Genomic DNA, 23,339 nt, shown 5'->3' on the forward strand with positions numbered 1-23,339 from the left:
ACGGCCGTTCCACGCCGATCAAGGCCCACGCGACCACGGCCAAGGCCCCAGGTCACTCGACGCCGATCAGGAGCGGGTAGCCGCCCTGCTCCCCGTCGTACACCACCAGGTCCACCTCGGGCCGCGTGCGCTTGAGGTGCGCCTCCAGGCGGCCGGTCAGGCCGTCCGGCGCCTGCCTGCCCGTGACCAGCGTGACCAGCTCGCCCCCGCCCGCCAGCATCCGGTCCACGACGGTGGTGGCCATGTCCTCGACGGACTCGCCGATGAGCGCCACGTCGCCGTCGATCATGCCGAGCACGTCGCCGGGCCGGCACACCCCGGCGCTGGTGAAGGCCGTCCTGTCGGCGACGGTCACGTGCCCGTAGCGGGTGTGGCCGGCCGCGTCGGTCATCGCCACCACGTCGTCGTCGAAGCGCCGCAGCGGGTCGTGCACGGCCAGCGCCGCGAGCCCCTGCACGGTGGCCTTCGTGGGCAGCACGCTGACCGTCACGCCGTCCTGGCGGGCGATCTCCGCCGCGGCGGCGGCGACGGAGCGGACGCCGTCGTCGTTCGGCAGGACGGCGACCTCGCTGCCGGCCCGCCTGATCGCGCTCAGCACGGCGGGCAGCGCGGGCCGGGTGCCGGGTTCGCGCCGCACAACGACGGCGCCGCACTCCTCGAACAGCGCGGCGATCCCGTCGCCCGCGGCGACCGCGACGACGCCGCGGCCCGCGCCGTCGCGCCGGTCGCTTTCCGCCAGGTACGTGATGCGGATCCGGTGCGGCCGGCCCGCCCTGATCCCGGCCTCGACGGCCGGCCCTGCCTCGGGGACGTGGACGTGGACGTTCCACAGCCCGTCGCCGCCCACCACGACCAGGGACTCGCCCATCGCGTCGAGCTGCTCGCGCAGGGCCGCCACGGCCCGGTCGTCGGCCTCCAGCAGGTACATCACCTCGTAGCCCGCCCCCACCTCGCCCATCGGCGACACCCGGGAGGTGGGCTCGGGCACGTCGTAGTGGCCGGCGGAGGTGCCGCCGATCACTTCGGCGAGGGTCTCCAGCATGATCGTCGCCCCGGCGCCGCCGGCGTCCACGACGCCGCTGCGGGCGAGCACGTCGAGCTGGCCGGTCGTGCGGCGCAGCGCCGCGCGGGCCTCCCCCGCGGCCTGCCTGGCCACCTCGTACGGCTCCCCCTCCAGCCCCTGTACGGCCCGCGCCGCCGACTCCAGCACGGTCAGCACCGTGCCCTCGACCGGCCTGGAGACGGCCTCCCTGGCGAGCACGGCCGCCCTGAGCAGCCCGGCCCGCAGGTCGGGGCCGTCCTTGAGCACTTCTGCGAGGCCGCGCAGCGCCTGGCTGACGATCACCCCGGAGTTGCCGCGCGCGCCGACCAGCGCCCCGTACGAGAGCGTCTGCCACATCACGGCCGGGTCGACGTCGTCGGGCAGCGACTCGACGGCCTCGGCGGCGGACAGCAGGGTCATGTGCAGGTTGGTGCCGGTGTCGCCGTCGGCCACGGGGAACACGTTGAGCGCGTCGATCTCCGTGCGCACCTGGCCGAGCGCGTCGGCGGTCAGGCGGGCCCAGCGTCGTACGGCTGGAGGGTCGAGGATCTTCATGTGCGCCTCCCGACCGGCCCGTATGCGCTACCGTTGTCCGAGGAGAATATCGCCGCTCGGGACCTGGTCCAGATGCTCTGGTTCGCGACCATCGGCGTGGATCAGATATTCTCGTCTGGCTGGCCGGTTGTCCCGGCATGCCCTCCGCCCGTGGAATGCATCAGCGGACAGGGCTACATCGACTGTTTTAAGGAGCGATACCGTGGCTTCCGTCTGCGATGTCTGCCGCAAGGGGCCGACCTTCGGCAACAACGTGTCCCACTCGCACCGCCGCACCCGCCGTCGTTGGAACCCCAACATCCAGACGGTTCGCGCGGTCATCGGCGGCACGCCGAAGAAGCTGAACGTGTGCACGTCGTGCATCAAGGCGGGCAAGGTCACCCGCTAGTCCCGCACGTCCGCGAAGGCCCGCCTCTCCCGTCGAGGGAGCTGCGGGCCTTCGTCATGCCCTGGCCCGACCCCAACAAAAAAAGGGGGGCTCCGGACGATCGTCCGGAGCCCCCCTTTTTGCCGTGTATCAGGCGACGACGCACTCCCCCGCGACCAGGCCGCAGTTCTGCGCCTCGGAGCCCCGGCCCGTGGCCGTGAACGTGACCTCGACCGACTCCCCGGCCGCGAGCGGCACCGTCAGGTCGAGGATGAGCAGGTCGCCGTCCTGCGTCCACTCCGCGCCGTCCACGTCGGTGACCCGGCCGTCCACGGGGACGGAGACGGTGGGGTTCTCCAGCGTCTGGGGAGAGGTGTTCGACAGCGTCAGGTCCGCCGAGTACGTGGCGAGGCGCTGCTTGATCGTCTGCTTGACGTTGACCGAGCCCGCGTTGCCGCCCGTCGAGCCGACCGAGCCCGTGAACGTGGGCGCGGGCGTGCTGCCGCCGGGCGTGCCGGCGCCCGTGTCGGTGTGGGTGTCGTCCAGCGTCGAGACCTCGTCGCTCGGGGTCTCCGACACACTCTCCTCGACCGGCGGGTCCTCCGTCTCCTCGTCCTTCGGCTCCGCCGGCTTCTTCGTCTTGCTCTTGCTCGGCGACGGCGTGGGCGTGGTGGTCACGCGCTGCGGCGTGCGGACGTTGGAGGAGGCGGTCGGCGTCGGGGTCTCGGCGGGCTCGCTGTCCTCGGCGGCCTCCTCCGCGGGCTCCTCGTCCGTCGGGGCCTCGGAGTCCTCCTCGGCGGGCTCGGAGACCGCGGGGCCCGGCGCGCTGCTCGTGACCTGTACGGCGGCGCAGGTCGCGCCCTCGCACTTGCCCGGCTCGCCGGAGGAGCTCATGAACTTGACGCCCGCCACGGTGCCGCCGAGCACGACGGCCACGGCGGCCACGGACAGCAGGGCCACCCGGCCCTTGCCGGGGCCTGACGGGGCGGCCAGCACGTCGTCGCCGCCACCGCCGCCACCGGCGCCGCGGCCCTGCTTGCGGCGGCCACGACGGCCCCGGGGCTCGTCGTCCTGCGGTCCGGGGTCGTTCGACCAGCCGGAGTCGAGGAAGCCGGTCTCGGCGCTGGCCCAGGCGGGGGTCAGCGCGGCCGTGGGCTCGCCGGCCACCTTGATGTCGCCGGGCTCGGGCGGGCCGCTGTAGACGCCGGTGGGGCCGGACGGCGCGTCGAACCTGGCCGTACCCTCAGGGTCGGCCGCCCCGAACGGCCCGGTCCCCTCTCCAGGACGCCCGAAGGGCGGCCGGCCATCACCAGGACGGCCGGGGTCTGGCTGGCCGGGGGCAGGGGCGCCCATACGGTCTGGAGGCCCGTCGAAGAACGCCGTGCGCTCGGCGGGCACGTCGAAGAAGCTCGTGCGCTCGGCGGCGGCGTCCAGCGGGCCGGGCCGGTCAAAGGGGTTCGAGCCAGGCGCACCAGGTCCAGGCGCTCCGGGCGCGCCGAAGACCGCCGTCCCGTCGGGCCCGTTCGCGGGGAAGTCGCCGGTCGAAGGCCCGGAGAAGTCGCCACGCCCGCCCTGCTGATCCCACTCGGGCGGCCGCGCGAAGGCGCCGGTCGTCTCGAACGGACCGGCTTCGTCCTCCTTCGGCCCTCTAGGGGGCGGGAAGGCACCCGCGGGGTCGTTGGCAGGGGGGAGGCCACCGGCGAGGTCGCTGGGCAGCGCGAAGGCCCCGGTGGTCTCGAACGGCTCCGGCTGCGGCCCACGCGGCGGCGGCGCGTCCGTGCGCCGCGGCATGGGGGCCCACTGCCCCGTGACCTCCGGCCGGTCCGGCAGCGACGGCCAGCCCGGCGGCTCGGCCTGCTCGTCAGGACCCCAGAATGCGCTGTTCCCCCGTTCGTCCCCGTCGTCGGATCCACCTGTGCCGTGGCGGCCCATGGCTGCCCTTTCTTTCCGGTTACAGTGGCCGCCAATCTTCATAACACCTTTACTACGCCGTTGTCACAGCAATCCCACGAGTCCTACCCCAAACTCGGAAAATTTCACTTAAATCGGGACAGATAATCACCCAAAGTGATCCCACCCGCGACGCCCGATTTCGCGCCCGTGCACCAGCACGCCCTCCCCCTCGGCCACCCGGCCCACCACGTGCCAGCCGTCCGGCAGCCGCACGTCCGCCGGGAACGCCGCCGCCAGAGCGTGATCCTCGCCACCCGCGAGCACCCACTCCAGGGGGTCGGCCCCCAGCTCCTTGGCCGCCGCCACCACCGGCTCGCCCACGGGGAACGCCTCGGGGTCCAGCTCCACGCGTACGCCGCTGGCCTCGGCGACGTGCCCGAGGTCCTGCAGCAGCCCGTCGCTGACGTCGAGCATGGCGCTGGCTCCCAGCTCGGCCGCCAGCGGCCCCATCGCGTACGGCGGGCTCGGCGCGCGGTGCCCGGCCACGGCCTCGGCCAGCAAGGGCGTGTCGGCGGGCACCCCGGCCTCCAGCAGCGCCCAGCCAGCGGCGGCGTAGCCGAGCCGGCCCGCCACCGCGACCACGTGCCCGGGCCGGGCGCCGGAGCGCAGCACGGGGGCCCGCCCGGCCAGGTCGCCGAGCGCGGTCACCCCGATGACGACCAGGTCGCAGCGGGTGACGTCGCCGCCGGCCACGCTCGCGCCTACGGTGGCGCACTCGTCGGCGAAGCCGTCGGTGAGCGCGTCGAGCCAGGTCAGCGGCAGGTCGGCGGGCAGGCCGAGCCCGACGACGAGCGAGGTGGGGGTGGCGCCCATGGCGGCCACGTCGGCGAGGTTCTGAGCGGCGGCCTTGCGGCCCACGTCGTAGCCGGAGGACCAGTCGCGGCGGAAGTGGCGGCCTTCGAGCAGCAGGTCGGTCGAGACGGCCACGCGCCCGTCGGGCGCGGCGATGACGGCGGCGTCGTCACCCGGGCCGAGCATTACCGCCGCACCTTGGGGCAGACGGGTGGTAATACGATTTACTACACCGAACTCGCCGAGATCTCCGACTGTGATGACGCACCTCCTGACGCACACAGGGTACGGTGGGCGTTCGGCGTGATCCAATCGCCCGGGAGGACGTGATGGTGCAGGCCTACATCCTTATCCAGACCGAGGTCGGCAAGGCCGCCGCCGTGGCCCGCGAGATCTCCGGGATTCCCGGGGTCACTCAAGCGGAAGACGTGACGGGGCCCTACGACGTGATCGTTCGTGCGGAAGCGAGAAACGTCGATGAGCTGGGCAAGCTCGTCGTCGCCCAGATCCAGGCGGTGAGCGGGATCACGCGTACGCTGACGTGTCCCATCGTTCACATTTGAAGGTAGTCGTCGCATGCGTGCCGCCGCCGTCCTGCTCGTTCTCCTGACACTCGCCGGTTGCGGCGGCACCGTACAGGTCGAACCGCCCACCCCTGAGGGCGAGGCGGTGGCGGCCTGCGACAAGCTGGCCACCCTGCTGCCCCAGACCCTCGACGGTGACGAACGCGGCACGTCCGCGCCCGAGTCGCCGTACGTGGCCGTCTGGGGCTCGGGGACGATCGCGTTGCGCTGCGGCGTGCCCCGGCCGGCCAGGATGGCGCCCACCGACACGCTCCAGGAGATCGGCGGCGTGGGGTGGTTCGCCGATCCCGACAAGCCGGCGCTGTTCACGGCGGTGACCGACACGGCCTACGTGGAGGTCACGGTCGGCGGCGAGCACGTGGCCGCCGAGGTGCTGGCCGACCTGTCCGGGCCGATCGGGCGGCTCTCACCGCAGGCCGGGTGAGCGCGACAGCGCGAGCTGGATGAGCCGCTCCACCAGCGCCGGGTACGACAGCCCCGAGGCCGCCCAGAGCTGCGGCGCCACCGACAACGACGTGAACCCCGGCATCGTGTTGATCTCGTTGAAGATCAGCTTGCCGTCGGCCGTGTAGAAGAAGTCGACCCGCGCGAGCCCCTCGCACTCCAGCGCCTCGAACGCGCGCACCGCCATCGCCCGCAGCTCCTCCGCCGTCTCCTGCGGGATGTCGGCGGGCACGGTCAGCGACATCTGGTCGGGGTAGTACTTCGCCTCGAAGTCGAAGAACTCCTGCCCGCCCTCGACCCGCACCTCGCCCGGCAGCGACGCCGCGGCCGGCTCGTCGCCGAGCGACTGCAGCACCGCGCACTCGATCTCGCGGCCCACGATCGCGGCCTCGACCAGCACCTTCGGATCGTGCTGGCGGGCGAACTCGACCGCCGACTCCAGCTCGGCCCGGTCGGACGCCTTGGAGATGCCCTGCGAGGAGCCCGCCCTGGCCGGCTTGACGAACACCGGGTAGCCCAGCTCCTCGGCCTCCTTGAGCACCTGCTCGCGGTTGAGCCGCCAGTCGCGGTCGCGGATGACGACGTACGGGCCGGTCGGCAGCCCGGCGGCGGCGATCACCGTCTTCATGTACGCCTTGTCCATGCCGACGGCGCTGGCCAGCACGCCGGAGCCGACGTAGCGCACCCCCGCCATCTCCAGCAGCCCCTGGATCGTGCCGTCTTCGGCGTAGGGCCCGTGCATGACGGGGAACACGACGTCGACGGAGCCGAGCTCGACGGGGATGGCGCCGGGATCGTAGGCGACCAGGGAGCCGGAGCCCGAGGGCAGCGCGAGCGCCGCGCCCGTGGTGTCGACGCTCGGCAGCTCGCCGTCCTCGATGGCGAACCGCTGGTCGGAAGCGGCCAGCACCCACCTGCCGTCCTGGGCGATCCCGATCGGGATCACTTCGTACTTGCTCCTGTCGATCGCATCCAGCACGCTGCCCGCGCCCATCAGGGACACGGCGTGCTCGGAATTGCGGCCTCCGAAAACGACGGCGACGCGTGGCTTGCTCATGGTGTCCGAATCTACCGGGGTGTCCCTGTCACAGCGAGCCGAGCACGCCGTATTCAGGTCATTCTCACACGCCGTACCGCTCCGGCTTGGGTGAGCGGGACATGAGGAGCATGCCGGCCTCCGACGGGGACATGCCGTCGTGGACGACGCCGACGACCACTTCGGTGATCGGCATCTCGACGTCGTGCTTCCTGGCCAGCTCCAGCACCGACTCGCAGGACTTCACGCCTTCCGCGGTCTGCTTGGTGACCGCGATGACCTCGGCGAGCGTCATGCCGCGGCCCAGGTTCTCGCCGAACGTGCGGTTGCGCGACAGCGGCGACGTGCACGTGGCGACGAGGTCGCCCATGCCGGCCAGGCCCGCGAACGTGTGCGCGTCGGCCCCGAGCGCGGCTCCCAGGCGGGAGATCTCGGCCAGACCCCTGGTGATGAGCATGGCGCTGACGTTGTCGCCCATGCCCATGCCGGCGGAGACGCCGACGGCCAGGGCGATGACGTTCTTGACCGCGCCGCCCAGCTCGACCCCGATCACGTCGGGGTTGGTGTAGGGGCGGAACCACGGCGGCAGGTGGCAGATCGCCTGCAGCCGCTCGGCCACCGACAGGTCCGTGCAGGCCACGACGGTGGCGGCGGGCTGGCGGGCGGCGATCTCGGGCACCAGGTTCGGGCCGGAGACGACCGCGACGCGCTCCTCCGGCACCCCGACCACCTCGCGGATGACCTCGCTCATCCGCTTCGTGGTGCCCACCTCGATGCCCTTCATCAGGCTGACGAGCACCGCCCGCTCGGGGATGAGGTCGCGCCAGGCGGTCAGGTTGGCGCGCAACGTCTGGGACGGTACGGCGAGCACGACGAACTCGGCCCCGTCGAGCGCCTCGGCGGGATCGGTCGTGGCCCGCAGCCCGGCCGGCAACGTCACGCCGGGCAGGTAGTCGGCGTTGGCGTGGTCGCGGTTGATCGCGTCGACCACCTCCTGCCTGCGGCCCCACAGCGTGGTCTCGCTGCCGGCCTCCGCCAGGACCATCGCGAACGTGGTGCCCCACGAGCCCGCGCCGAAAACGGCCACCTTCGTCATTCGATCACCGTCCGGCCGGGTCGTAGGGAGTCGCCGGCGCCTTCTCGCCGCGCAGCTCGGCGAGCTGCACGGTGATCGCGGCCATGATGTCGGCCGTGGCCTCGCGCAGCACGTCGGCGTGCATCGGCTTGCCCGCGTACTTGGACAGGTCCACAGGCGGCCCCACGCTGACGCGGAACGTCTTGCGCGGGAACAACCTGGGCTTCTTCTCACCGTACGGCAGCAGCTCCTGTGCTCCCCAGTGCGCCACCGGGATGACGGTCGCGCCGCTCTCCAGCGCCAGCCGGGCCGCGCCCGTCTTGCCCACCATGGGCCACAGGTCCGGATCGCGGGTGCAGGTGCCCTCCGGGTAGAACAGGATCGCGCACCCGTCGTCGAGCCGCTGCGCGGAGATGCGCAGCGACTTGGCCGCCTCGCTGCTGCCCCGCTCGACCGGGATCGCCAGCAGCCCCGTCACGGCCCGCCCCAGGAACGGCACCCTGAACAGTCCCGACTTGGCGAGGATGACCGGCCAGCGGCCGTTGTTGTAGAGGAAGTGCGACAGCAGGACGGGGTCGGTCCACGACAGGTGGTTGGCCGCGATGATCACGCCGCCGGTCCGCGGGATGCGCTCCCCGTGCCGCCAGTCGCGCTTGACCAGGAGCCGCGACAGCGGCTTGACCACGGCGACGGCGAAGCTCTCCCAGAAACGCGACGGTCGCGTGGGGCGGCTCATGCTTCCTCCAACACGGTACGGGGATGCGCCCAAGTCTCCCGGTTGGCCACGCGGGATGTCGAGGCGGGATGCTTAACCCTATGAGCATCCGCTGGTCCTTGGTCATTCCGGTGAAGACGCTGGTCGCGGCGAAGACCCGGCTGGCCGCCGCGACGGGCCCGCACCGCACCCGCCTGGCCGTGGCGGTGGCCAGTGACACCGTGGCGGCGGCGCTGGCGTGCCCGCCGGTCGCCCGGGTGATCGTGGTGACCGCCGACCCGGCCGCCGCCGGGCCGCTGGCCGCGCTGGGCGCCGACGTGGTGCCCGACCCCGACCGGGGCCTGAACACCGCGCTGCGCACGGGGGCCGCCCACGCCGTCCGGGTGGCGCCGGGCGACGCGGTGGGCGCGCTCCAGGCCGACCTGCCCGCCCTGCGGCCGGCCGAGCTGGCGGTGGCGCTGGCGGCGGCGGCCGAGTTCGACCAGTCCTTCGTGCCGGACGCGCTCGACGTCGGCACCACCTTCTACGGGGTACGGCCGGGCACGCCGTTCACGCCCCGCTTCGGCGGGGAGTCGCGGGCCAAGCACCTGTCCGGCGGGGCCAAGGAGCTGTGCGTGCCGGGCATCGACTCGGTGCGCCGCGACGTGGACACCCCCGACGACCTGCGCGCGGCCATCGCGCTGGGCCTGGGGCGGCACACGGCGGCGGTGGTCGCCGAGCTGTGGCCGGACGCCGGCATCACCCCGCCCGCCTGATCGAGGGGGCGGTGACGATCGCGAGGTACGACAGCGCGAGCAGCGCCACCCCCACCGCGAAAACCCCGTAGCCGCCCAGCCATTCCCCCAGCACGCCGCCCGCCAGCCCGCCCAGCGGCGTCGTGCCCCACATCAGGAAGCGCATGCTGGCGTTCACCCGGCCCAGGAGGTGCCCGGGGGTGATGCGCTGCCGGTGGCTGAGCTGGGCCACGTTGAAGACCACCCCGGCGGCGCCCGCCAGGGCCGCGGCGACGGGGAAGAGCAGCAGCCGCCACCCGGGCCCGGTGGCCAGGGCGGGGAGCTGGAGGAGCACGACGAGCGCCGCGGAGCCGTACAAGGTGGGGCCGACGCCGTGGCGGCTCGTCACCCGGGCCACCAGCATCGCCCCCGCCAGGGCGCCGACGGCCGACGCCGACAGCAGCAGGCCGTAGGTGGTGGCGCTGACGCGCAGGTGGACGACGAGGTAGAGCGGGTAGCCGACGGCGCAGACGCCGAGCGCGACGCGGGTGAGCGCCCCGCCCAGCGCGACCCGGCTCAGCACCGGCTCCCTGATCACGAACGTGACGCCCTCGCGGACGTCCGCCCAGAGCCGCCCTCTCTCCGCCGGCGCGGGCCGCTCGTCCGCCCGCACGCCCGACAGCAGCAGCCCCGAGGCGAGGTAGCCCGCCGCGTCGGCCAGCAACGCGACCGGGGCGGTCAGCGCGCCCACCAGCCAGCCGCCCGCCGCCGGGCCCGCCAGCACGCTCACCTGCCGGGTCGCCTCCAGGCGGCCGTTGGCCCGTTCGAGCTGCTCCGGGGGCACGACCGCCGGTAGGAAGCTCATGTGGGCCACGTCGAAGAACACGGCGCCCACGCCGAGCACGAGCGCGACCGCGTACAGGTGCGGCAGGGTGAGCACGCCCAGCCAGGCGGCGGCGGGCACGGTGAGCAGGACCGCGCCCCTGACCAGGTCGGCCCGGACCAGGATGGGGCGGCGGCGCAGCCGGTCCACCCAGACGCCGGCGGGCAGGCCGATCAGGAGGAACGCGGCGGACTGCACGGCCGTCAGGAGGCCGAGCTGGAACGGGCTCGCCCGCAGCGTGAGCACGGCGGTCAGCGGAAGGGCGACGATCGTGATCTGGGTGCCGAAGCCGGAGATCCCGTTCGACCAGACCATGCGCCCGAAGCCGGAGATTCCGCACGGCCGCAGCATGAGGATCCCGCTCGACCGCGCCGTGCGTCCGACGCTCCCCCGGGGACCCATGCCGCGATCGTGCGTGCTCGTCCGCGCGGGGGCAACCGATTACGCTGGACGCGTGCAAGGGACCGTACGGAGTTTCGACGAGGCCACGCGCTCGGGCACGGTGTTCCTCGACGACGGCAGCGTGCTGGAGTTCGGCACCGCGGCCTTCGACGCGGGGCCGCTGCGGCTGCTGCGCACGGGGCAGCGGGTCAATCTCGGGATGTCCGGCGGGCGTGTCGCCTATGTCACGCTGTCCACGTTTCCGGTGCCCGGAGAATTTCAAAACACGTGACAAACGTCACGCCCGGGCCGGGGCCCGGGCGTGCTGGTTCATCCGTCGGCCGGATTTATTTCTTTTTGCCGATCTTCTTGCCGCCCTCGTTCACCAGATCCTTGAAATCGGATCCGGGACGGAACTTGGGCGCCCAGCTCTCCGCGACGTTGATTTCCGCGCCGGTCGACGGGTTGCGTGCCGTGCGAGCGGGCTTGTTCACCATCTCGAACGCGCCGAAGCCCGTGATCGAGACCTTGTCGCCGCTGGCCACGGCTTTCTGGATGGCGTCGATGACCGCGTTGACGGCCTCCGTGGCCGTCTTCCTGTCGCCCACCCGATCCGCGATGGCCTCGACGAGTTCTCGCTTGTTCATGAAAGTCCTGCTCCCCCAGTTACGGCTCGGGGTTCCAGCTCACGACTTCGACGTAGAAACCCCTTACGCGCTCGAAAGTAGGCGGGATCGCGAGGGAACTCAATCACCCGGCGTGTTTTTCCGCTCGCGTGGCGTGTCGGGCGGCTCCTGCGCGGCCCCGGAAACGGACCCGCGCGGGGGCTCGTGCGGGGGCTCGTGCGGGGGCTCGTGCGGGGGCTCGTCGAGGGCGGCCAGAAACGCGTCGAGGCGGGCCGCGGCCCTTTCCGGGTCCCGCTTGGCCAGGTCGCAGATCGACAGGTAGCGGCGGGCGTGGCGCTCCTTGTCGGCGGCGGGCAGCATGCGGACGCGGCGGTGCGCATCGCGCAACCGCCGCGCCAGTTCGTCGTCCTCTAGACGGTCGTCGGCAGCCATGGCTGCCGACCATTCTCGTACGTGGCCACGTCGTCGGCGTGACGCAGGGTCAGCCCGATGTCGTCGAGGCCCTCCATCAGCCGCCAGCGGGTGTAGTCGTCGATCTCGAAGGGCACGACCTCATCGGCCCAGCGGACCTGGCGTTCGACCAGGTCGACGGTCACTTCCAGCTTCGGCTCCGCCTCGACGGCGGCCTGCAGGGCCTCGACCTTGTCGCCGGGCAGGACGACCGGCAGCAGGCCCATCTTGGTGGAGTTGTTGCGGAAGATGTCGCCGAAGCGGGCCGCGATCACGACGCGGAACCCGTACTGCTGCAGCGCCCACACGGCGTGCTCGCGGGAGGAGCCGGTGCCGAAGTCGGGGCCGGAGACCAGGATCGAGCCGCCCTCGTAGGAGGGGTCGTTCAGGACGAACGTCGGGTCCTCCCGCCAGGCGGCGAACAGGCCCTTCTCGAAGCCGGTGCGGCTGACCTGCTTGAGCCAGACGGCCGGGATGATCTGGTCGGTGTCGACGTTGCTGCGGCGCAGCGGCACCGCCGTACCGGTGTGGGTGGTGAAGGCTTCCATGGAACGGGTCTCCCTTACAGGTCGGCGGGCGCGGTCAGGCGGCCGGTGACGGCGGTCGCGGCGGCGACCTGCGGCGACACCAGGTGGGTGCGGCCACCCTTGCCCTGGCGGCCCTCGAAGTTACGGTTGGAGGTGGAGGCGCTGCGCTCGCCGGGCTTGAGCGTGTCGGGGTTCATGCCCAGGCACATCGAGCAGCCGGCCTCGCGCCACTCGGCGCCGGCGGCCTTGAACACCTCGTCCAGGCCCTCCTCCTCTGCCTGCTTCTTGACCATCATCGAGCCGGGCACGATGAGCGTGCGCGTCTTGACCTGGCGCCCGCGCAGGATCTCGGCGGCCGAGCGCAGGTCCTCGATGCGGCCGTTGGTGCAGGAGCCGACGAAGACGGTGTCGACCTCGATCTCGCGCAGCGGCGTGCCGGCGGTCAGGCCCATGTACTCCAGGGCGCGCTCGGCGGCGGAGCGGGCGACCGGGTCGTCGAACGACTCGGGGTCGGGGACGCTCTCGCCCAGCGGCAGGCCCTGGCCCGGGTTGGTGCCCCACGTGACGAACGGGGTCAGCGTCGAGGCGTCGATCTCCACGACCTTGTCGAACACGGCGTCGTCGTCGGTGCGCAGCGACTTCCAGTACTCGACCGCCTGGTCCCACAGCTCGCCCTGGGGGGCGTGCTTGCGGCCCTTGAGGTAGGCGAACGTGGTCTCGTCGGGCGCGATCATGCCGGCGCGGGCGCCCGCCTCGATCGACATGTTGCAGATCGTCATGCGGCCCTCCATGGAGAGCTTGCGCACGGCCTCACCGCGGTACTCGACGATGTAGCCCTGGCCGCCGCCGGTGCCGATCTTGGCGATGATGGCCAGGATCAGGTCTTTGGCCGTGACGCCGACCGGCAGCTCGCCGGAGACCTCGATGGCCATCGTCTTGGGGCGGTAGGCGGGCAGCGTCTGCGTGGCCAGCACGTGCTCGACCTCGGAGGTGCCGATGCCGAACGCGATGCCGCCGAACGCGCCGTGCGTGGAGGTGTGAGAGTCGCCACACACGATGGTCATGCCGGGCTGGGTCAGGCCGAACTGCGGGCCGATGATGTGCACCACGCCCTGACCGGCGTCGCCCATCGGGTGCAGCCGGATGCCGAACTCGGCGGCGTTCTTGCGCAGCGTCTCGACCTGCGTCTTCGACACCGGGTCGGCGATCGGGCCGAGCACGGTCGGGACATTGTGGTCTTCGGTGGCGATGGTGAGATCGGGCCGCCGCACCTTCCGGCCGGCGAGACGGAGCCCGTCGAACGCCTGCGGGCTGGTCACCTCGTGGATGAGGTGCAGGTCGATGTAGAGCAGGTCCGGTTCGCCCTCGGCGCGACGGACTACGTGTTGCTCCCAGACCTTCTCGGCCAGTGTGCGGCCCATGATCTCCTCCTTGAGAATCCTCCGACTTGCTTTCTCATATGTCGAGACTGCAGTATCGGTGTATGGACAACTCTAGCGGAGTCGGAGTACTCGACAAGGCAGTTCTTGTACTCAATGCCCTCGAAGCGGGACCCGCTTCCCTGGCTCAGCTCGTCCAGGCCACCGGCCTGGCCCGCCCCACTGCCCACCGGCTGGCCGTCGCTCTTGAGCACCACCGCATCGTGAGCCGTGACACGCAGGGCCGCTTCGTGCTCGGCCCGCGGCTGTCCGAGTTGTCCACCGCGGCCGGCGAGGACCGGCTGCTGGCGGTGGCCGCGCCGGTGCTGATGCAGCTCAGGGACCTGACCGGGGAGAGCGCGCAACTCTACCGCCGCCAGGGTGACGAGCGGGTCTGCGTGGCCGCCGCCGAACGCGCCAGCGGCCTGCGCGACACCGTCCCCGTGGGCTCCGCGCTGCCCATGACGGCCGGCTCCGCCGCGCAGATCCTGCTGGCCTGGGAGGAGCCCGACCGGCTGCACCGCGGGTTGCGCGGCGCCAAGTTCACCGCCGCGACGCTGGCCTCCGTGCGCCGCCGGGGCTGGGCCCACAGCGTCGGCGAGCGGGAGCAGGGTGTGGCGAGCGTCTCAGCGCCGATAAGGGGCAGCGGCGGCAAGGTGATCGCGGCCGTGTCCGTCTCGGGGCCCATCGAACGGCTCACGCGAGCCCCCGGACGCCTCCACGCGGTGCCCGTCATGGCGGCCGCCGAACGGATCACCGAGGCGATGCGCCGCACGTCATGATCGGGAAAAGGATGTATTTGGGGAGCCGAGTGCTGCCCCGGCGCACTAGCCTGAGTGCGTGACAGATCGCATCGAGGTAGCCGCCACTGAGCTGCGACCCCTGCTCGAAGAGTTCATCATGTGGGCGCGCGCGAACGCCCCTGAGAGCGACCCCGAGCTCGTGGGGCCCGCCGCTCTGTGGCACCGTCTCGCCTTCTCGCAGGACCTCGGCACGTGGAAGCGCGCCGACCTGCGTAACCTGCTGCTCGACCGCATGCCCAAGGTCGTGGAGGACCCTGACGCCGCCGCCGACGGGATGCTCCCCGCCGTCGACGCGTACCTGACGTTCCTCTCCCAGACCGGCCGGCTGAACCAGGGCTCCGACAGCCTCGCCGATCTGCAGGCCGAGCTGGACGACGTCGAGGACGAGTTCGTCGACCTCATGGAGGAGCTGCTCGACGACACCGAAGGCGACGACGAGGAGGACGAGAGCGGCGACCTGGGCGACTTCGAGCCGTTCGCCGACGAGCTGGCCGAGCTCGACACCATCAGGCTGCGGCCCGACACCGAGCTGGCCGAGGCCGCCCGGCAGGCGCCGCTGGTCGCCAAGGCCCGCGATCTGGCCGTCTGGGTGGGCTCCGGCCGCAAGGTCGGCGAGGACACCCTGCTCACCGACGCCGAGGTCGAGGAGGCGCTGGCCGTCACCGGCCTGCCCAGGCCCGAGACCGACGGCCCCATCGCCGAGGCCGTCCCCCAGCTGTGGAACATCTGGAACCTCGCCGTCGACCTCGAGTTCCTCGAGCCGGGCGAGGGCGGCACGGTGGCGGTCCAGGATGACACGGCCGAGTGGCCGTTCGACGACGACGAGGACGTCCTCGACGCGTGGATGCTCGGCCTCCACTCGGTCGACTACGGCGACCCCGAGCTCGACGACGACGACCTCACCATGGCCCTCGCGGGCCTGACCAGGGGCCTGCTCATCCGGCTGCTGCTGGCCGGCGGCTCGCGCGAGCGCGCCGAGCTGGCGCAGGAGCTCGCCGAGGCCGCCGCCGACCTCGACGAGCTCGGCGCCGACGCGTGGGAGGCGGCCGGCGACCCGCTCGCCCCCGCCATCGACTGGCTCATCGGGTACGGCATGGTCGAGCTCGACGGCGACACCGTCCGCCTGACCCCGCTCGGCACCGAAGGCGTCGTCCACCTCATCGACGACGCCGACATCGAGGTCGACGCCCGCCCGGCGATCGAGTCCATGAGCGCCCACGAGCTGCTCGCGCTCAGCGCCGAGCTGCCCGAGGAGGAGGCCGACGCCGAGTTCGCCGCCTGGATGCGGCTGCGCGAGCCGGCCAAGGCCGCCGAGGAGCTGCTCGACGCGGCCGCCGAGGACGACAGCGACGCCCTCATCAGGGTGCAGGCGGCCAGCGTCGTCGGCACGCTCGGCGAGGCCGCGGTCCCCGCCTGGCAGGCCGCGCTCAAGCAGCCGTCGCTGCGGCCCTACGCGGCCACGCACCTGAGCCAGCTCGGGGTCGAGGGGGCGCCCGAGCCGACCCAGGACGACACCCACTGGCTCATCCTCGACATGTGGACGATCTCGGCCGGCCTCGGCCGCTCCGAGTTCGTCAGCAGCCTGCGCGACATCGGCCCCGAGATGGTCAACGAGCTGCTCGAAGTGATCTGGAAGATCCCGCACGCGCACGTGGAGGAGCTGCTGGACCTGATCTCCCAGGTCCACCCGGACAAGCAGGTCGCCAAGGCGGCCCGCCGGGCGCTGTTCAAGGCCCGCTCGGTCTGACCCCACAACAGAACGCCCCCGCCGTTCGGCTCGAACGGCGGGGGCGTCTTGTTGCACGCGAACGGTCAACGAGGCGCACGTAACGGTGCTCAGCCGGGGAACCGGAGGAGCGTTTCCCTGGACGGGGGCCGGCCACGTGCGGTGGGTGGCGTCGCCCACGGCTTGCCGTAAAAACACAAAACGCCCTTTCCTGAACGGAAAGGGCGAGCGTAGTCCCGACCGGATTCGAACCGGCGCTACCGCCTTGAGAGGGCGGCGTCCTGGGCCACTAGACGACGGGACCTTCGCGGGCTTGTGGCAGTGGTAGTCCCGACCGGATTCGAACCGGCGCTACCGCCTTGAGAGGGCGGCGTCCTGGGCCACTAGACGACGGGACCTTCGCGGGCTTGTGGCAGTGGTAGTCCCGACCGGATTCGAACCGGCGCTACCGCCTTGAGAGGGCGGCGTCCTGGGCCACTAGACGACGGGACCTTGCCCACAAGCTGCTCTGCCGGGCCTCCCCGGCAACGCAGGTAACTCTACCGCACCCGGAAGACCACACCAAACCGCTTATCCGGCCGCCGGATCAGCTCAGCAGCCCCCTGCGGTAGCCCTCCCCGACGGCGGCGGCGCGGTCGCGGACGTCGAGCTTGGCGTAGATGTGCAGCAGGTGCGTCTTCACGCTGGCCTCGCTGATGAACAGCTCCGCCGCCACCTCCTTGTTCGTGGCGCCGCCCGCCACCAGCCGCAGCACCTCCAGCTCGCGCGGGCTCAGCTTCCCCCTCGCGGGCCTGCGCAGGTGGTCGGCCAGCCGCCCGGCCACGGCCGGGGCCAGCACGGTCTCGCCCCGATGGACGGCGCGCACGGCGCGGGCCAGCTCCTCCGGCGGCGCGTCCTTGAGCAGGTAGCCGCCGGCGCCCGCTTCGAGAGCGGGCAGGACATCGGTGTCGAACGTGGTCAGCACCAGCACCTTCGGCCCCGTGCCGCCGATCCGGCGGATGGCGCTCACGCCGTCGAGGCCCGGCATGCGCAGGTCCATGAGGACGACGTCGGGGGCGAGGTGCCTGGCCAGGCGCACGGCCTCCTCCCCGTCGGCGGCCTCGCCGACGATCTCCAGGTCGGGCTCGCCGCCGAGCGCCGCCCGCAGGCCGTCACGCACGATCGGGTGATCGTCGGCGATCAGCAACCGCAGTGGGGGCATCAGTCCTGCCTCTCGTCGTTCGGGATGGCTGGGTTCGGGACGGCTGGGTTCGGGACGGCGGGATCCGGAGCGGCAGGATCCGGGGTGGCGGCGGGGAGGGCGGGGACGGCGGCGGCGATGGTCGTGCCCTGGCCGGGCTCCGACTCGACGGTCAGGGTGCCGCCCACGCCGCGCGCCCGCTGCCGCATGCCGTCCAGCCCGAAGCCGTCAGCGGGCCGCTGCGGGTCGAAGCCCCGGCCGTCGTCTCGAATGTCCAGGAGAACGCTTTCGTCCGTGTACGACAGAGTGAGGGCCGTTCTGGTGGCACCTGCGTGCTTGGCCACGTTCGCGAGGGCTTCCTGGGCCACGCGGAACAGCGTCGACTCCACCTCGGCCGCCAGGGCGACCGGCGTGCCCGTGACCTCGAACCGCAGCTCCACGCCCGCCGTCTCCGCCCACGACCGCGCCAGGTGGCCGAGCGCGTCCGGCAGCTCGGTGTCCTCCAGCGGCTCGGGGCGCAGCGCCCGTACGGACCTGCGGGTCTCGGACAGGCCGCGGCGGGCCAGCTCCGCCGCGCGGTCGAGGTGGCGGCGGCGGGCGTCCTCGTGCGGGGCGCGGCCGGCCGCGGAGAGCTGCCCGATCAGGGCGACGAGGTCCTGCGCCAGAGTGTCGTGGATCTCGCCGGCCACGCGGTGCCGCTCGTCGAGCACGCCCGCCCGCCTGGCCTGGTCGAGCAGCCTCGCGTTCAGCTCGGCGTTCTCCTCCATGGCGGTACGCAGGCGCTCGACCAGCCGGCGGCGCCGGTCGTGCTCGGCGGAGACGTACCAGCCGGCCAGGACCAGCGGCACCGCCACACCGGCGATCACGGTGAGCAGCGTCGTGCCCGCCTCGGGGCCCGCCTGGGCGGTCACGTTGACGAGCGCGGTGAGCGTGACGCCCGCCATGACGAGGCGGCCCGGGAGCAGCGCGATCGCCAGCGGGTAGCCGGCCGAGGCGAACACCACGAACGCCGCGCTCTTGGCGGCCAGGGCCGCGGCGAGGGCCAGGAGGACGAGATAGTGGGCCACGACGAGCGCCCTGCGCGTGTCGCGGCGCCGGTGGAGCCACGGGACGGGGGCCAGCCAGCCGGCCGCCACCAGAGCCACGACCGGCCACGGCACCGCCGCCCAGAGCCCCTGCTCGCCCAGCACCCCGTTCGGGCTCGTGCCGGTGACGGCGGTGGCGAGCGCGGAGATCGCGAGCAGCGCGTACGCCAGCCCCGCGTACACCCACCTCTCGCGCCCGTCCACCCAGCTCATGCCCCCAAGCCTGGCACGACGTCAACCGATCGGTGGATGGCGGCCGTCAACCGCTTCTCCGCCCGGCCGGCCGATGTGGCGGGCGGGCGGCACGGGCGAGCATCGGGACATGACCGATCTGACCCGCAGAACCGCCTTCCAGCTCGCCGCCGCCGCCGGGACCGGCGCCGCCGTGACGTCCGTCCAGAAGCCGAGGAAAGAGGTGACCACGTTCGTGTTCGTGACCGGCTCGAACGGCACCGCCTCCGGCGACGCCGAGCTGGCGCTGCGCGGCCACCGCACCGTGGGCGTGAGCCTGCCCGGCCACGGCCCCGAGAACCAGCTGCACCGGGCCTACCAGGCGCCGCAGGACCTGGCGAAGCTGGCCACGCTGCCCTCCGCCATGGCCGGGGTGACGCTGGACGACTACGTCGAGGCCACGGTGGACGTGGTGCGCCGCGTCTCCCGGTACGGGCCCGTGATCCTCGTGGGCGGCAGCCTGGGCGGCTCGACGATCACCAAGGCCGCCGACGCGGTGCCCGGCCTGATCGACCGCCTCGTCTACATCGGCGCCTACTGCTGCACGAAGCTGCGCTCCCCCGCCGAGTACCTGGAGACGCCGGAGGGCAGGACGAGCCTGGGCGCCGCGATCCTGCCGGGCGTCGTCGGGGATCCGCAGGTGCTCAAGGCGATCCGGGTCAACTGGCGCACGAACGACGCCAGGTTCCTCGACGCGGCGAAGGCGGCGTTCATGAACGAGGGGACCGACGGGGAGTTTCTCGCGCTGCTCAACGCGTCGCTGCCGGACGAGAGCCTGGAGGTGTCGAGCGCGGACGCGCGCGGCCGCAAGGACGCCTGGGGGCGGGTGCCGAGGGTGTACGTCAGGCAGACGCTGGACCGGGTGATCCCGCCGGCCTTGCAGGACCGCATGATCAGGGAGGCGGACGAGGCGACGCCGGGCAACCGCTTCAAGGTCTTCACGGTGCGGACGCCGCACGCGCCGACGCGCAAGGCGTACCAGGAGATCACCGACATCCTGGACGGGCTCGCGCAATAAAAAAACGGACGCCTCGAATCGAGACATCCGTTCACGAAATGCTGGGGTACCAGGACTCGAACCTAGACTAACTGAACCAGAATCAGTCGTGCTGCCAATTACACCATACCCCACCGCTGCGATCTCCTCGCGGAGCGCTTTGGCGACGTCCGAAAGAATAGCCCAGCTCGGGGGCTAAGACCAAAACGATTGCCGGACGGAGCCTCCGGAGCCCACACCACGTGCGGGATCGTGCCAAGCTGAAGGGGACAAAACACCACGTGGAGGAGCCCGAGCGTTGGCCGAGAATCCGTTCTTCGCCCCTAGCGACCTGCCGTACGAGCTGCCGCCCTTCGCCGACATCCGGGAGGAGCACTACCTGCCGGCCTTCGAGCGCGGCATGGCGGAGCAGCTCGCGGAGGTCGAGGCGATCGCGAGCAGCACCGAGACCCCGACGTTCGAGAACACGATCGCCGCGCTCGAACGGTCGGGCCGGATCCTCGACCGCACGGCCACGGTCTTCTTCAGCGTCGCCGCGTCCAACACGACCGACGGCATCATGGAGATCGAGAAGGAGATCTCCCCGCAGCTCACCCGCCACAGCGACGCGATCAGGCTCAACCGCGCGCTGTGGGCGCGGATCAAGCAGGTCGCGACGGACGACCCCGAGGAGGCGTGGCTGCTGGAGAAGTACCGCGACGACTTCATCAGGGCCGGGGCCGACCTGTCCGAGCCGGACCAGAACCGCCTGCGCGCGCTCAACGAGGAGCTGTCGAAGCTGTCCACGCAGTTCGCGCAGGCCCTGCTGAAGGCGTCCACGGAGTCGGCGCTCGTGGTGAGCGACCCGAAGGAGCTCGACGGCTTCGACGAGGCCAAGATCGAGTCGCTGCGCCAGGACGACGGCACGTACGTGCTGCCGCTGCTCAACTTCACCTGCCAGCCCGGCCTGGCCCAGCTCACCGACCGCGACGTGCGCCGCCGCCTGTACGAGCTGAGCGTCGGCCGCGCCCCCGGCAACTTCGCGATAGCGGCCAGGATGGCGGCGCTGCGGGCCGAGCGGGCGGCGCTGCTCGGGTTCCCCACCCACGCGGCCTACACCGTGGCCGACCAGACGGCCAAGACCGTCGAGGCGGTCGAGGAGATGCTCGGCCAGCTCGTCGGGCCCGCCGTGCGCAACGCGAAGCGGGAGGCCGAGGCGCTGGCCGAGCAGGCCGGGTTCGACATCGAGCCGTGGGACTGGTCGTACTACTCCGAGAAGGTGCGCCAGGCCCGCTACGACTTCGACGGCGCGGCCATGCGCCCCTACTTCGAGCTGAACCGCGTCTACCGCGACGGCGTGTTCTTCGCCGCCACCAAGCTGTACGGCGTCACCTTCACCGAGCGCCCCGACCTCGGCGGATACCACCCCGACGTGACCGTGTTCGAGGTGGCGAACGAGGACGGCAGCCCGCTCGGCCTGTTCGTGCTCGACCCGTACGCCCGGCCCACCAAGCGCGGCGGCGCCTGGATGAACAACCTGGTCGACCAGTCGTTCCTGTTCGGCCAGCGGCCCGTCGTCATGAACAACCTCAACATCACCAAGCCCGCCTCCGGCCCGACGCTGCTGACCTACGACGAGGTCAACACCGCCTTCCACGAGTTCGGGCACGCGCTGCACGGGCTCTTCTCCCAGGTGCGCTTCCCGCGCGTGTCCGGCACCAGCGTGCCGCGCGACTTCGTCGAGTACCCGTCGCAGGTCAACGAGATGTGGGTGACCTGGCCCGAGGTGCTGGCCAACTACGCCAAGCACCACGAGACGGGCGAGCCGATGCCGGCCGAGCTGGTGGAGAAGCTGACCGCGGCCGAGACGTTCAACCAGGGCTTCAAGACCGTCGAATACCTCGCCGCCACGCTGCTCGACTGGGCCTGGCACAAGCTGGCCCCCGGCGAGACCGTGGCCGACCCCGAGGCGTTCGAGCAGGCCGCGCTGGAGGCCGCCGGCATCGCGTTCCCGCTGGTCCGGCCGCGCTACCGGACCAACTACTTCGCGCACATCTTCTCCGGCGGCTACAGCGCGGGCTACTACTCCTACATCTGGAGCGAGGTGCTCGACGCCGAGAGCGTGGAGTGGTTCAAGGAGAACGGCGGGCTGACCCGGGCCAACGGCGACCACTTCCGCCGCGAGCTGCTGTCCAGGGGCGGCAGCCTCGACCCGCTGACCGCCTTCCGCAACTTCCGGGGGCGCGAGGCGAGCATCCAGCCGCTGCTCAAGCGCCGCGGCCTCGACTGAACGCCGCCTCGCGAGGGGCGCGGCTCTGACCCGGCGCGCCCGCTCAAGCGCTTCGGGTGAACGCCGCCGCGTGCTCGGCCGCCCACCGCGCGAACGTGCGCGGCGGGCGGCCCGTCACCTCCTCGACCGTGGGCGTGACCTGGTAGGCGCCCTCCGGCACGTTGCCGAAGACCTCGATCTGGAACTCGATCATCTCCTCCGGCACGCCCTGCGCCCGGTAGCGCTCGCGCATCTCGTCCACGGTCAGCTCCCTGAACGCGATCTCGCGGCCGATCGCCTCCGACAGGATCCGCACCTTGGCGGGCACGTCGAGCAGCTCGGGGCCGGTGAGGCCGTAGGAGCGGCCCTCGTGGCCGTCCTCGGTGAGCGCGGTGGCGATCACGGCGCCGATGTCGGCCTCGTGCACCATCGCGGTCTTCGTCGCCGCGAACGGCTCCTCGATCAGGCCACTCTCCCGTACGGGCTCGGCCCAGGCCAGCGCGTTGGCCATGAACTCGGTCGGCTGCACGTACGTCCAGGCCAGGTCGCTGCCGGTCACGGCGGGTTCGAGCGTGCCCGGCGACCAGCCACTGAGCAGCGTCACCTTGCCCACGCCCGCCTTCCTGATCGCCTCGACGATCTCGGGCCCGTTGCGCAGCGGCGCGTACGCGGAGTCGGCGGCGTCGATGAGGTGCACGCCCTCGACGCCCTTCAGCGCCGGCCGGAGCGTCTCGGTACGGCCGAGATCCCCCTGGACGACCTCCACCCCTTCGGGCAGCCGCGCCCGGCCGGGGTCGCGGGTCAGGGCGCGGACCCGGTGGCCCGCCTCGAGAAGGTACGCGACGACGTGCCTGCCCACGGAGCCCGTGGCTCCGGTCACCAAATAGGTCATGACGCCGACGTTAGGCACTATTGCGGCACGTTCAGTTCCGCGATCCGCCGGCGCAGCCACTCTTTCTCGGCCTGGCTGGAGGCGCGGGCGATCAGCAGCATGCCCCGCCGGTACGGGTCCGGCTCGTCCCGCGCCCGGACCGGCTGGCCACCCTCGTAGAAGAAGCTCGCGGGCGCCTCCAGGAAGGCCAGCCGGCGGCTCAGCACCCGCGCCTGGTCGGCCGGGTCGGGCAGCGCCGACAGGAACGTCAGCAGCGCAAAGAACCGCGTCTGGTCACTGATGTCGAGGTCGGCGGGCTCGCGCAGCCGCCGCAGCAGCTCCTCGCGGCCGGCGTCCGTGATCGTCAGCACCTGCCTGCGGGCCGCCGCCGCGCCCGCCTCCTCGTGCCGCTCCACCAGCCCCTTCGCCTCCAGCCTGGCGATCGCGGGGTAGAGCGCGCCGTCGCTGACCGGGCGCAGGTGGCCGGTGAGCGCGGTCAGCCGGGACTTGAGCTCGTAGCCGTGCATGGGGCGCTCGTTCAGGAAGCCCAGGATCGTCAGGGACAGGTCGCCGCCGCTTGCCATGGGGTGCATCGTAACGCTATACCTCTTTTCGATGTATAACGAAAAGAGGTATC

The 23,339-nt window shown here is 72.1% G+C and carries 24 protein-coding genes and 4 tRNA genes; 9 read left to right on the forward strand and 19 right to left on the reverse strand.

Annotated features, from left to right (window positions below):
* Window positions 1–52: 52 nt before the first annotated feature.
* A complete protein-coding gene (locus KIS93_RS23970; RefSeq protein ID WP_080045549.1) occupies window positions 53–1,597 on the reverse strand; it encodes a DAK2 domain-containing protein in 1,545 nt (514 codons plus the stop codon).
* A gap of 202 nt (window positions 1,598–1,799) precedes the next feature.
* On the opposite strand from KIS93_RS23970, the gene rpmB reads away from it, so the two are divergent.
* Window positions 1,800–1,985: a 50S ribosomal protein L28 gene (gene rpmB, locus KIS93_RS23975; RefSeq protein ID WP_049556934.1), complete on the forward strand. Its 186-nt coding sequence runs from the start codon at window positions 1,800–1,802 to the stop codon at window positions 1,983–1,985.
* A 129-nt stretch (window positions 1,986–2,114) separates the two neighbouring features.
* Here the strand turns inward: rpmB and KIS93_RS23980 are convergent, their stop codons facing one another.
* On the reverse strand, window positions 2,115–3,896 hold the full coding sequence (locus KIS93_RS23980) for a hypothetical protein (RefSeq protein WP_155129181.1): 1,782 nt from the start codon (window positions 3,894–3,896) through the stop codon (window positions 2,115–2,117).
* 126 nt (window positions 3,897–4,022) lie between these two features.
* Entirely contained in the window at window positions 4,023–4,970 is a 948-nt protein-coding gene (locus KIS93_RS23985; RefSeq protein ID WP_080047541.1) for a thiamine-phosphate kinase, read from the reverse strand.
* Window positions 4,971–5,038: 68 nt separating this feature from the next.
* On the opposite strand from KIS93_RS23985, the gene KIS93_RS23990 reads away from it, so the two are divergent.
* Window positions 5,039–5,272, forward strand: coding sequence for an Lrp/AsnC family transcriptional regulator (locus tag KIS93_RS23990; protein ID WP_080047540.1), 234 nt, complete (start codon window positions 5,039–5,041; stop codon window positions 5,270–5,272).
* A gap of 13 nt (window positions 5,273–5,285) precedes the next feature.
* A complete protein-coding gene (locus tag KIS93_RS23995; protein WP_080045548.1) occupies window positions 5,286–5,717 on the forward strand; it encodes a DUF3515 family protein in 432 nt (143 codons plus the stop codon).
* Here the strand turns inward: KIS93_RS23995 and KIS93_RS24000 are convergent.
* From KIS93_RS24000 to KIS93_RS24010, 3 genes are all read right to left on the reverse strand, one after another.
* Window positions 5,700–6,794: a D-alanine--D-alanine ligase family protein gene (locus KIS93_RS24000; protein WP_080045547.1), complete on the reverse strand. Its 1,095-nt coding sequence runs from the start codon at window positions 6,792–6,794 to the stop codon at window positions 5,700–5,702. The two genes, KIS93_RS23995 and KIS93_RS24000, sit on opposite strands and share 18 nt — an antisense overlap.
* 64 nt (window positions 6,795–6,858) lie before the next feature.
* Window positions 6,859–7,869, reverse strand: a complete 1,011-nt coding sequence (locus KIS93_RS24005) for an NAD(P)H-dependent glycerol-3-phosphate dehydrogenase (RefSeq protein WP_080045546.1) — start codon at window positions 7,867–7,869, stop codon at window positions 6,859–6,861.
* A gap of 4 nt (window positions 7,870–7,873) precedes the next feature.
* Window positions 7,874–8,584, reverse strand: a complete 711-nt coding sequence (locus KIS93_RS24010; protein WP_080045545.1) for a lysophospholipid acyltransferase family protein — start codon at window positions 8,582–8,584, stop codon at window positions 7,874–7,876.
* A gap of 80 nt (window positions 8,585–8,664) precedes the next feature.
* Here KIS93_RS24010 and cofC point away from each other — a divergent pair, with 80 nt between their 5' ends.
* Window positions 8,665–9,318 carry a 2-phospho-L-lactate guanylyltransferase gene (cofC, locus tag KIS93_RS24015; protein ID WP_080045544.1) on the forward strand — a complete coding sequence of 218 codons (654 nt, stop codon included), beginning with the start codon at window positions 8,665–8,667 and terminating at the stop codon, window positions 9,316–9,318.
* Here the strand turns inward: cofC and KIS93_RS24020 are convergent.
* Window positions 9,302–10,474 (reverse strand): MFS transporter, encoded by a 1,173-nt coding sequence (locus tag KIS93_RS24020; RefSeq protein WP_186404413.1) that lies wholly within the window; start codon window positions 10,472–10,474, stop codon window positions 9,302–9,304. The two genes, cofC and KIS93_RS24020, sit on opposite strands and share 17 nt — an antisense overlap.
* Here KIS93_RS24020 and KIS93_RS65595 point away from each other — a divergent pair.
* Window positions 10,440–10,832, forward strand: coding sequence for a hypothetical protein (locus KIS93_RS65595; RefSeq protein WP_230465824.1), 393 nt, complete (start codon window positions 10,440–10,442; stop codon window positions 10,830–10,832). The two genes, KIS93_RS24020 and KIS93_RS65595, sit on opposite strands and share 35 nt — an antisense overlap.
* Window positions 10,833–10,887: 55 nt before the next feature.
* Here KIS93_RS65595 and KIS93_RS24030 read toward each other — a convergent pair whose 3' ends face one another.
* From KIS93_RS24030 to leuC, 4 genes are all read right to left on the reverse strand, one after another.
* A complete protein-coding gene (locus tag KIS93_RS24030) occupies window positions 10,888–11,187 on the reverse strand; it encodes an HU family DNA-binding protein (RefSeq protein ID WP_080045541.1) in 300 nt (99 codons plus the stop codon).
* 99 nt (window positions 11,188–11,286) lie between these two features.
* The gene (locus tag KIS93_RS24035) at window positions 11,287–11,598 is read right to left on the reverse strand and encodes an SCO5555 family protein (protein ID WP_186404414.1); all 312 of its coding nucleotides are present in this window, start codon (window positions 11,596–11,598) and stop codon (window positions 11,287–11,289) included.
* Window positions 11,577–12,164 carry a 3-isopropylmalate dehydratase small subunit gene (gene leuD, locus KIS93_RS24040; RefSeq protein ID WP_080045540.1) on the reverse strand — a complete coding sequence of 196 codons (588 nt, stop codon included), beginning with the start codon at window positions 12,162–12,164 and terminating at the stop codon, window positions 11,577–11,579. The genes KIS93_RS24035 and leuD overlap by 22 nt, the downstream gene beginning before the upstream one ends.
* A 14-nt stretch (window positions 12,165–12,178) precedes the next feature.
* Entirely contained in the window at window positions 12,179–13,564 is a 1,386-nt protein-coding gene (gene leuC, locus KIS93_RS24045) for a 3-isopropylmalate dehydratase large subunit (RefSeq protein ID WP_080045539.1), read from the reverse strand.
* A 62-nt stretch (window positions 13,565–13,626) separates the two neighbouring features.
* Between leuC and KIS93_RS24050 the strand changes: the two genes are divergently transcribed.
* Window positions 13,627–14,343, forward strand: a complete 717-nt coding sequence (locus KIS93_RS24050) for an IclR family transcriptional regulator (protein ID WP_043618626.1) — start codon at window positions 13,627–13,629, stop codon at window positions 14,341–14,343.
* Window positions 14,344–14,401: 58 nt separating this feature from the next.
* Window positions 14,402–16,111 carry a hypothetical protein gene (locus tag KIS93_RS24055; protein ID WP_080045538.1) on the forward strand — a complete coding sequence of 570 codons (1,710 nt, stop codon included), beginning with the start codon at window positions 14,402–14,404 and terminating at the stop codon, window positions 16,109–16,111.
* A gap of 210 nt (window positions 16,112–16,321) precedes the next feature.
* Here the strand turns inward: KIS93_RS24055 and KIS93_RS24060 are convergent.
* The 5 genes from KIS93_RS24060 to KIS93_RS24080 all read right to left on the reverse strand — a co-directional run bounded on the left by KIS93_RS24060 (window position 16,322) and on the right by KIS93_RS24080 (window position 18,568).
* Window positions 16,322–16,394 (reverse strand) — tRNA-Glu (locus KIS93_RS24060).
* Between the two features lie 18 nt (window positions 16,395–16,412).
* Window positions 16,413–16,488 (reverse strand) — tRNA-Glu (locus tag KIS93_RS24065).
* A gap of 18 nt (window positions 16,489–16,506) precedes the next feature.
* Window positions 16,507–16,582 (reverse strand) — tRNA-Glu (locus KIS93_RS24070).
* Between the two features lie 94 nt (window positions 16,583–16,676).
* Complete coding sequence (locus KIS93_RS24075; RefSeq protein WP_080045537.1) at window positions 16,677–17,291, reverse strand: response regulator; 615 nt, start codon at window positions 17,289–17,291, stop codon at window positions 16,677–16,679.
* Entirely contained in the window at window positions 17,291–18,568 is a 1,278-nt protein-coding gene (locus tag KIS93_RS24080; protein WP_080045536.1) for a sensor histidine kinase, read from the reverse strand. Before KIS93_RS24080 ends, KIS93_RS24075 begins: the two co-directional genes overlap by 1 nt.
* Window positions 18,569–18,677: 109 nt before the next feature.
* Here KIS93_RS24080 and KIS93_RS24085 point away from each other — a divergent pair, with 109 nt between their 5' ends.
* Entirely contained in the window at window positions 18,678–19,604 is a 927-nt protein-coding gene (locus tag KIS93_RS24085; RefSeq protein ID WP_080047539.1) for an alpha/beta fold hydrolase, read from the forward strand.
* A 41-nt stretch (window positions 19,605–19,645) separates the two neighbouring features.
* On the opposite strand, the gene KIS93_RS24090 is transcribed toward KIS93_RS24085, so the two are convergent.
* Window positions 19,646–19,717: transfer RNA gene (locus tag KIS93_RS24090), tRNA-Gln, on the reverse strand.
* Between the two features lie 164 nt (window positions 19,718–19,881).
* On the opposite strand from KIS93_RS24090, the gene KIS93_RS24095 reads away from it, so the two are divergent.
* The gene (locus KIS93_RS24095; protein WP_080045535.1) at window positions 19,882–21,852 is read left to right on the forward strand and encodes a M3 family metallopeptidase; all 1,971 of its coding nucleotides are present in this window, start codon (window positions 19,882–19,884) and stop codon (window positions 21,850–21,852) included.
* Window positions 21,853–21,895: 43 nt separating this feature from the next.
* Here KIS93_RS24095 and KIS93_RS24100 read toward each other — a convergent pair whose 3' ends face one another.
* Entirely contained in the window at window positions 21,896–22,723 is an 828-nt protein-coding gene (locus KIS93_RS24100) for an NmrA family NAD(P)-binding protein (protein ID WP_080045534.1), read from the reverse strand.
* 17 nt (window positions 22,724–22,740) lie between these two features.
* Complete coding sequence (locus KIS93_RS24105; protein ID WP_080045533.1) at window positions 22,741–23,286, reverse strand: PadR family transcriptional regulator; 546 nt, start codon at window positions 23,284–23,286, stop codon at window positions 22,741–22,743.
* Window positions 23,287–23,339: the final 53 nt, after the last annotated feature.

Origin of the sequence: [Actinomadura] parvosata subsp. kistnae, assembly GCF_900323885.1 — a bacterium.
Classification (GTDB): Bacteria; Actinomycetota; Actinomycetes; order Streptosporangiales; family Streptosporangiaceae; genus Nonomuraea; species Nonomuraea composti.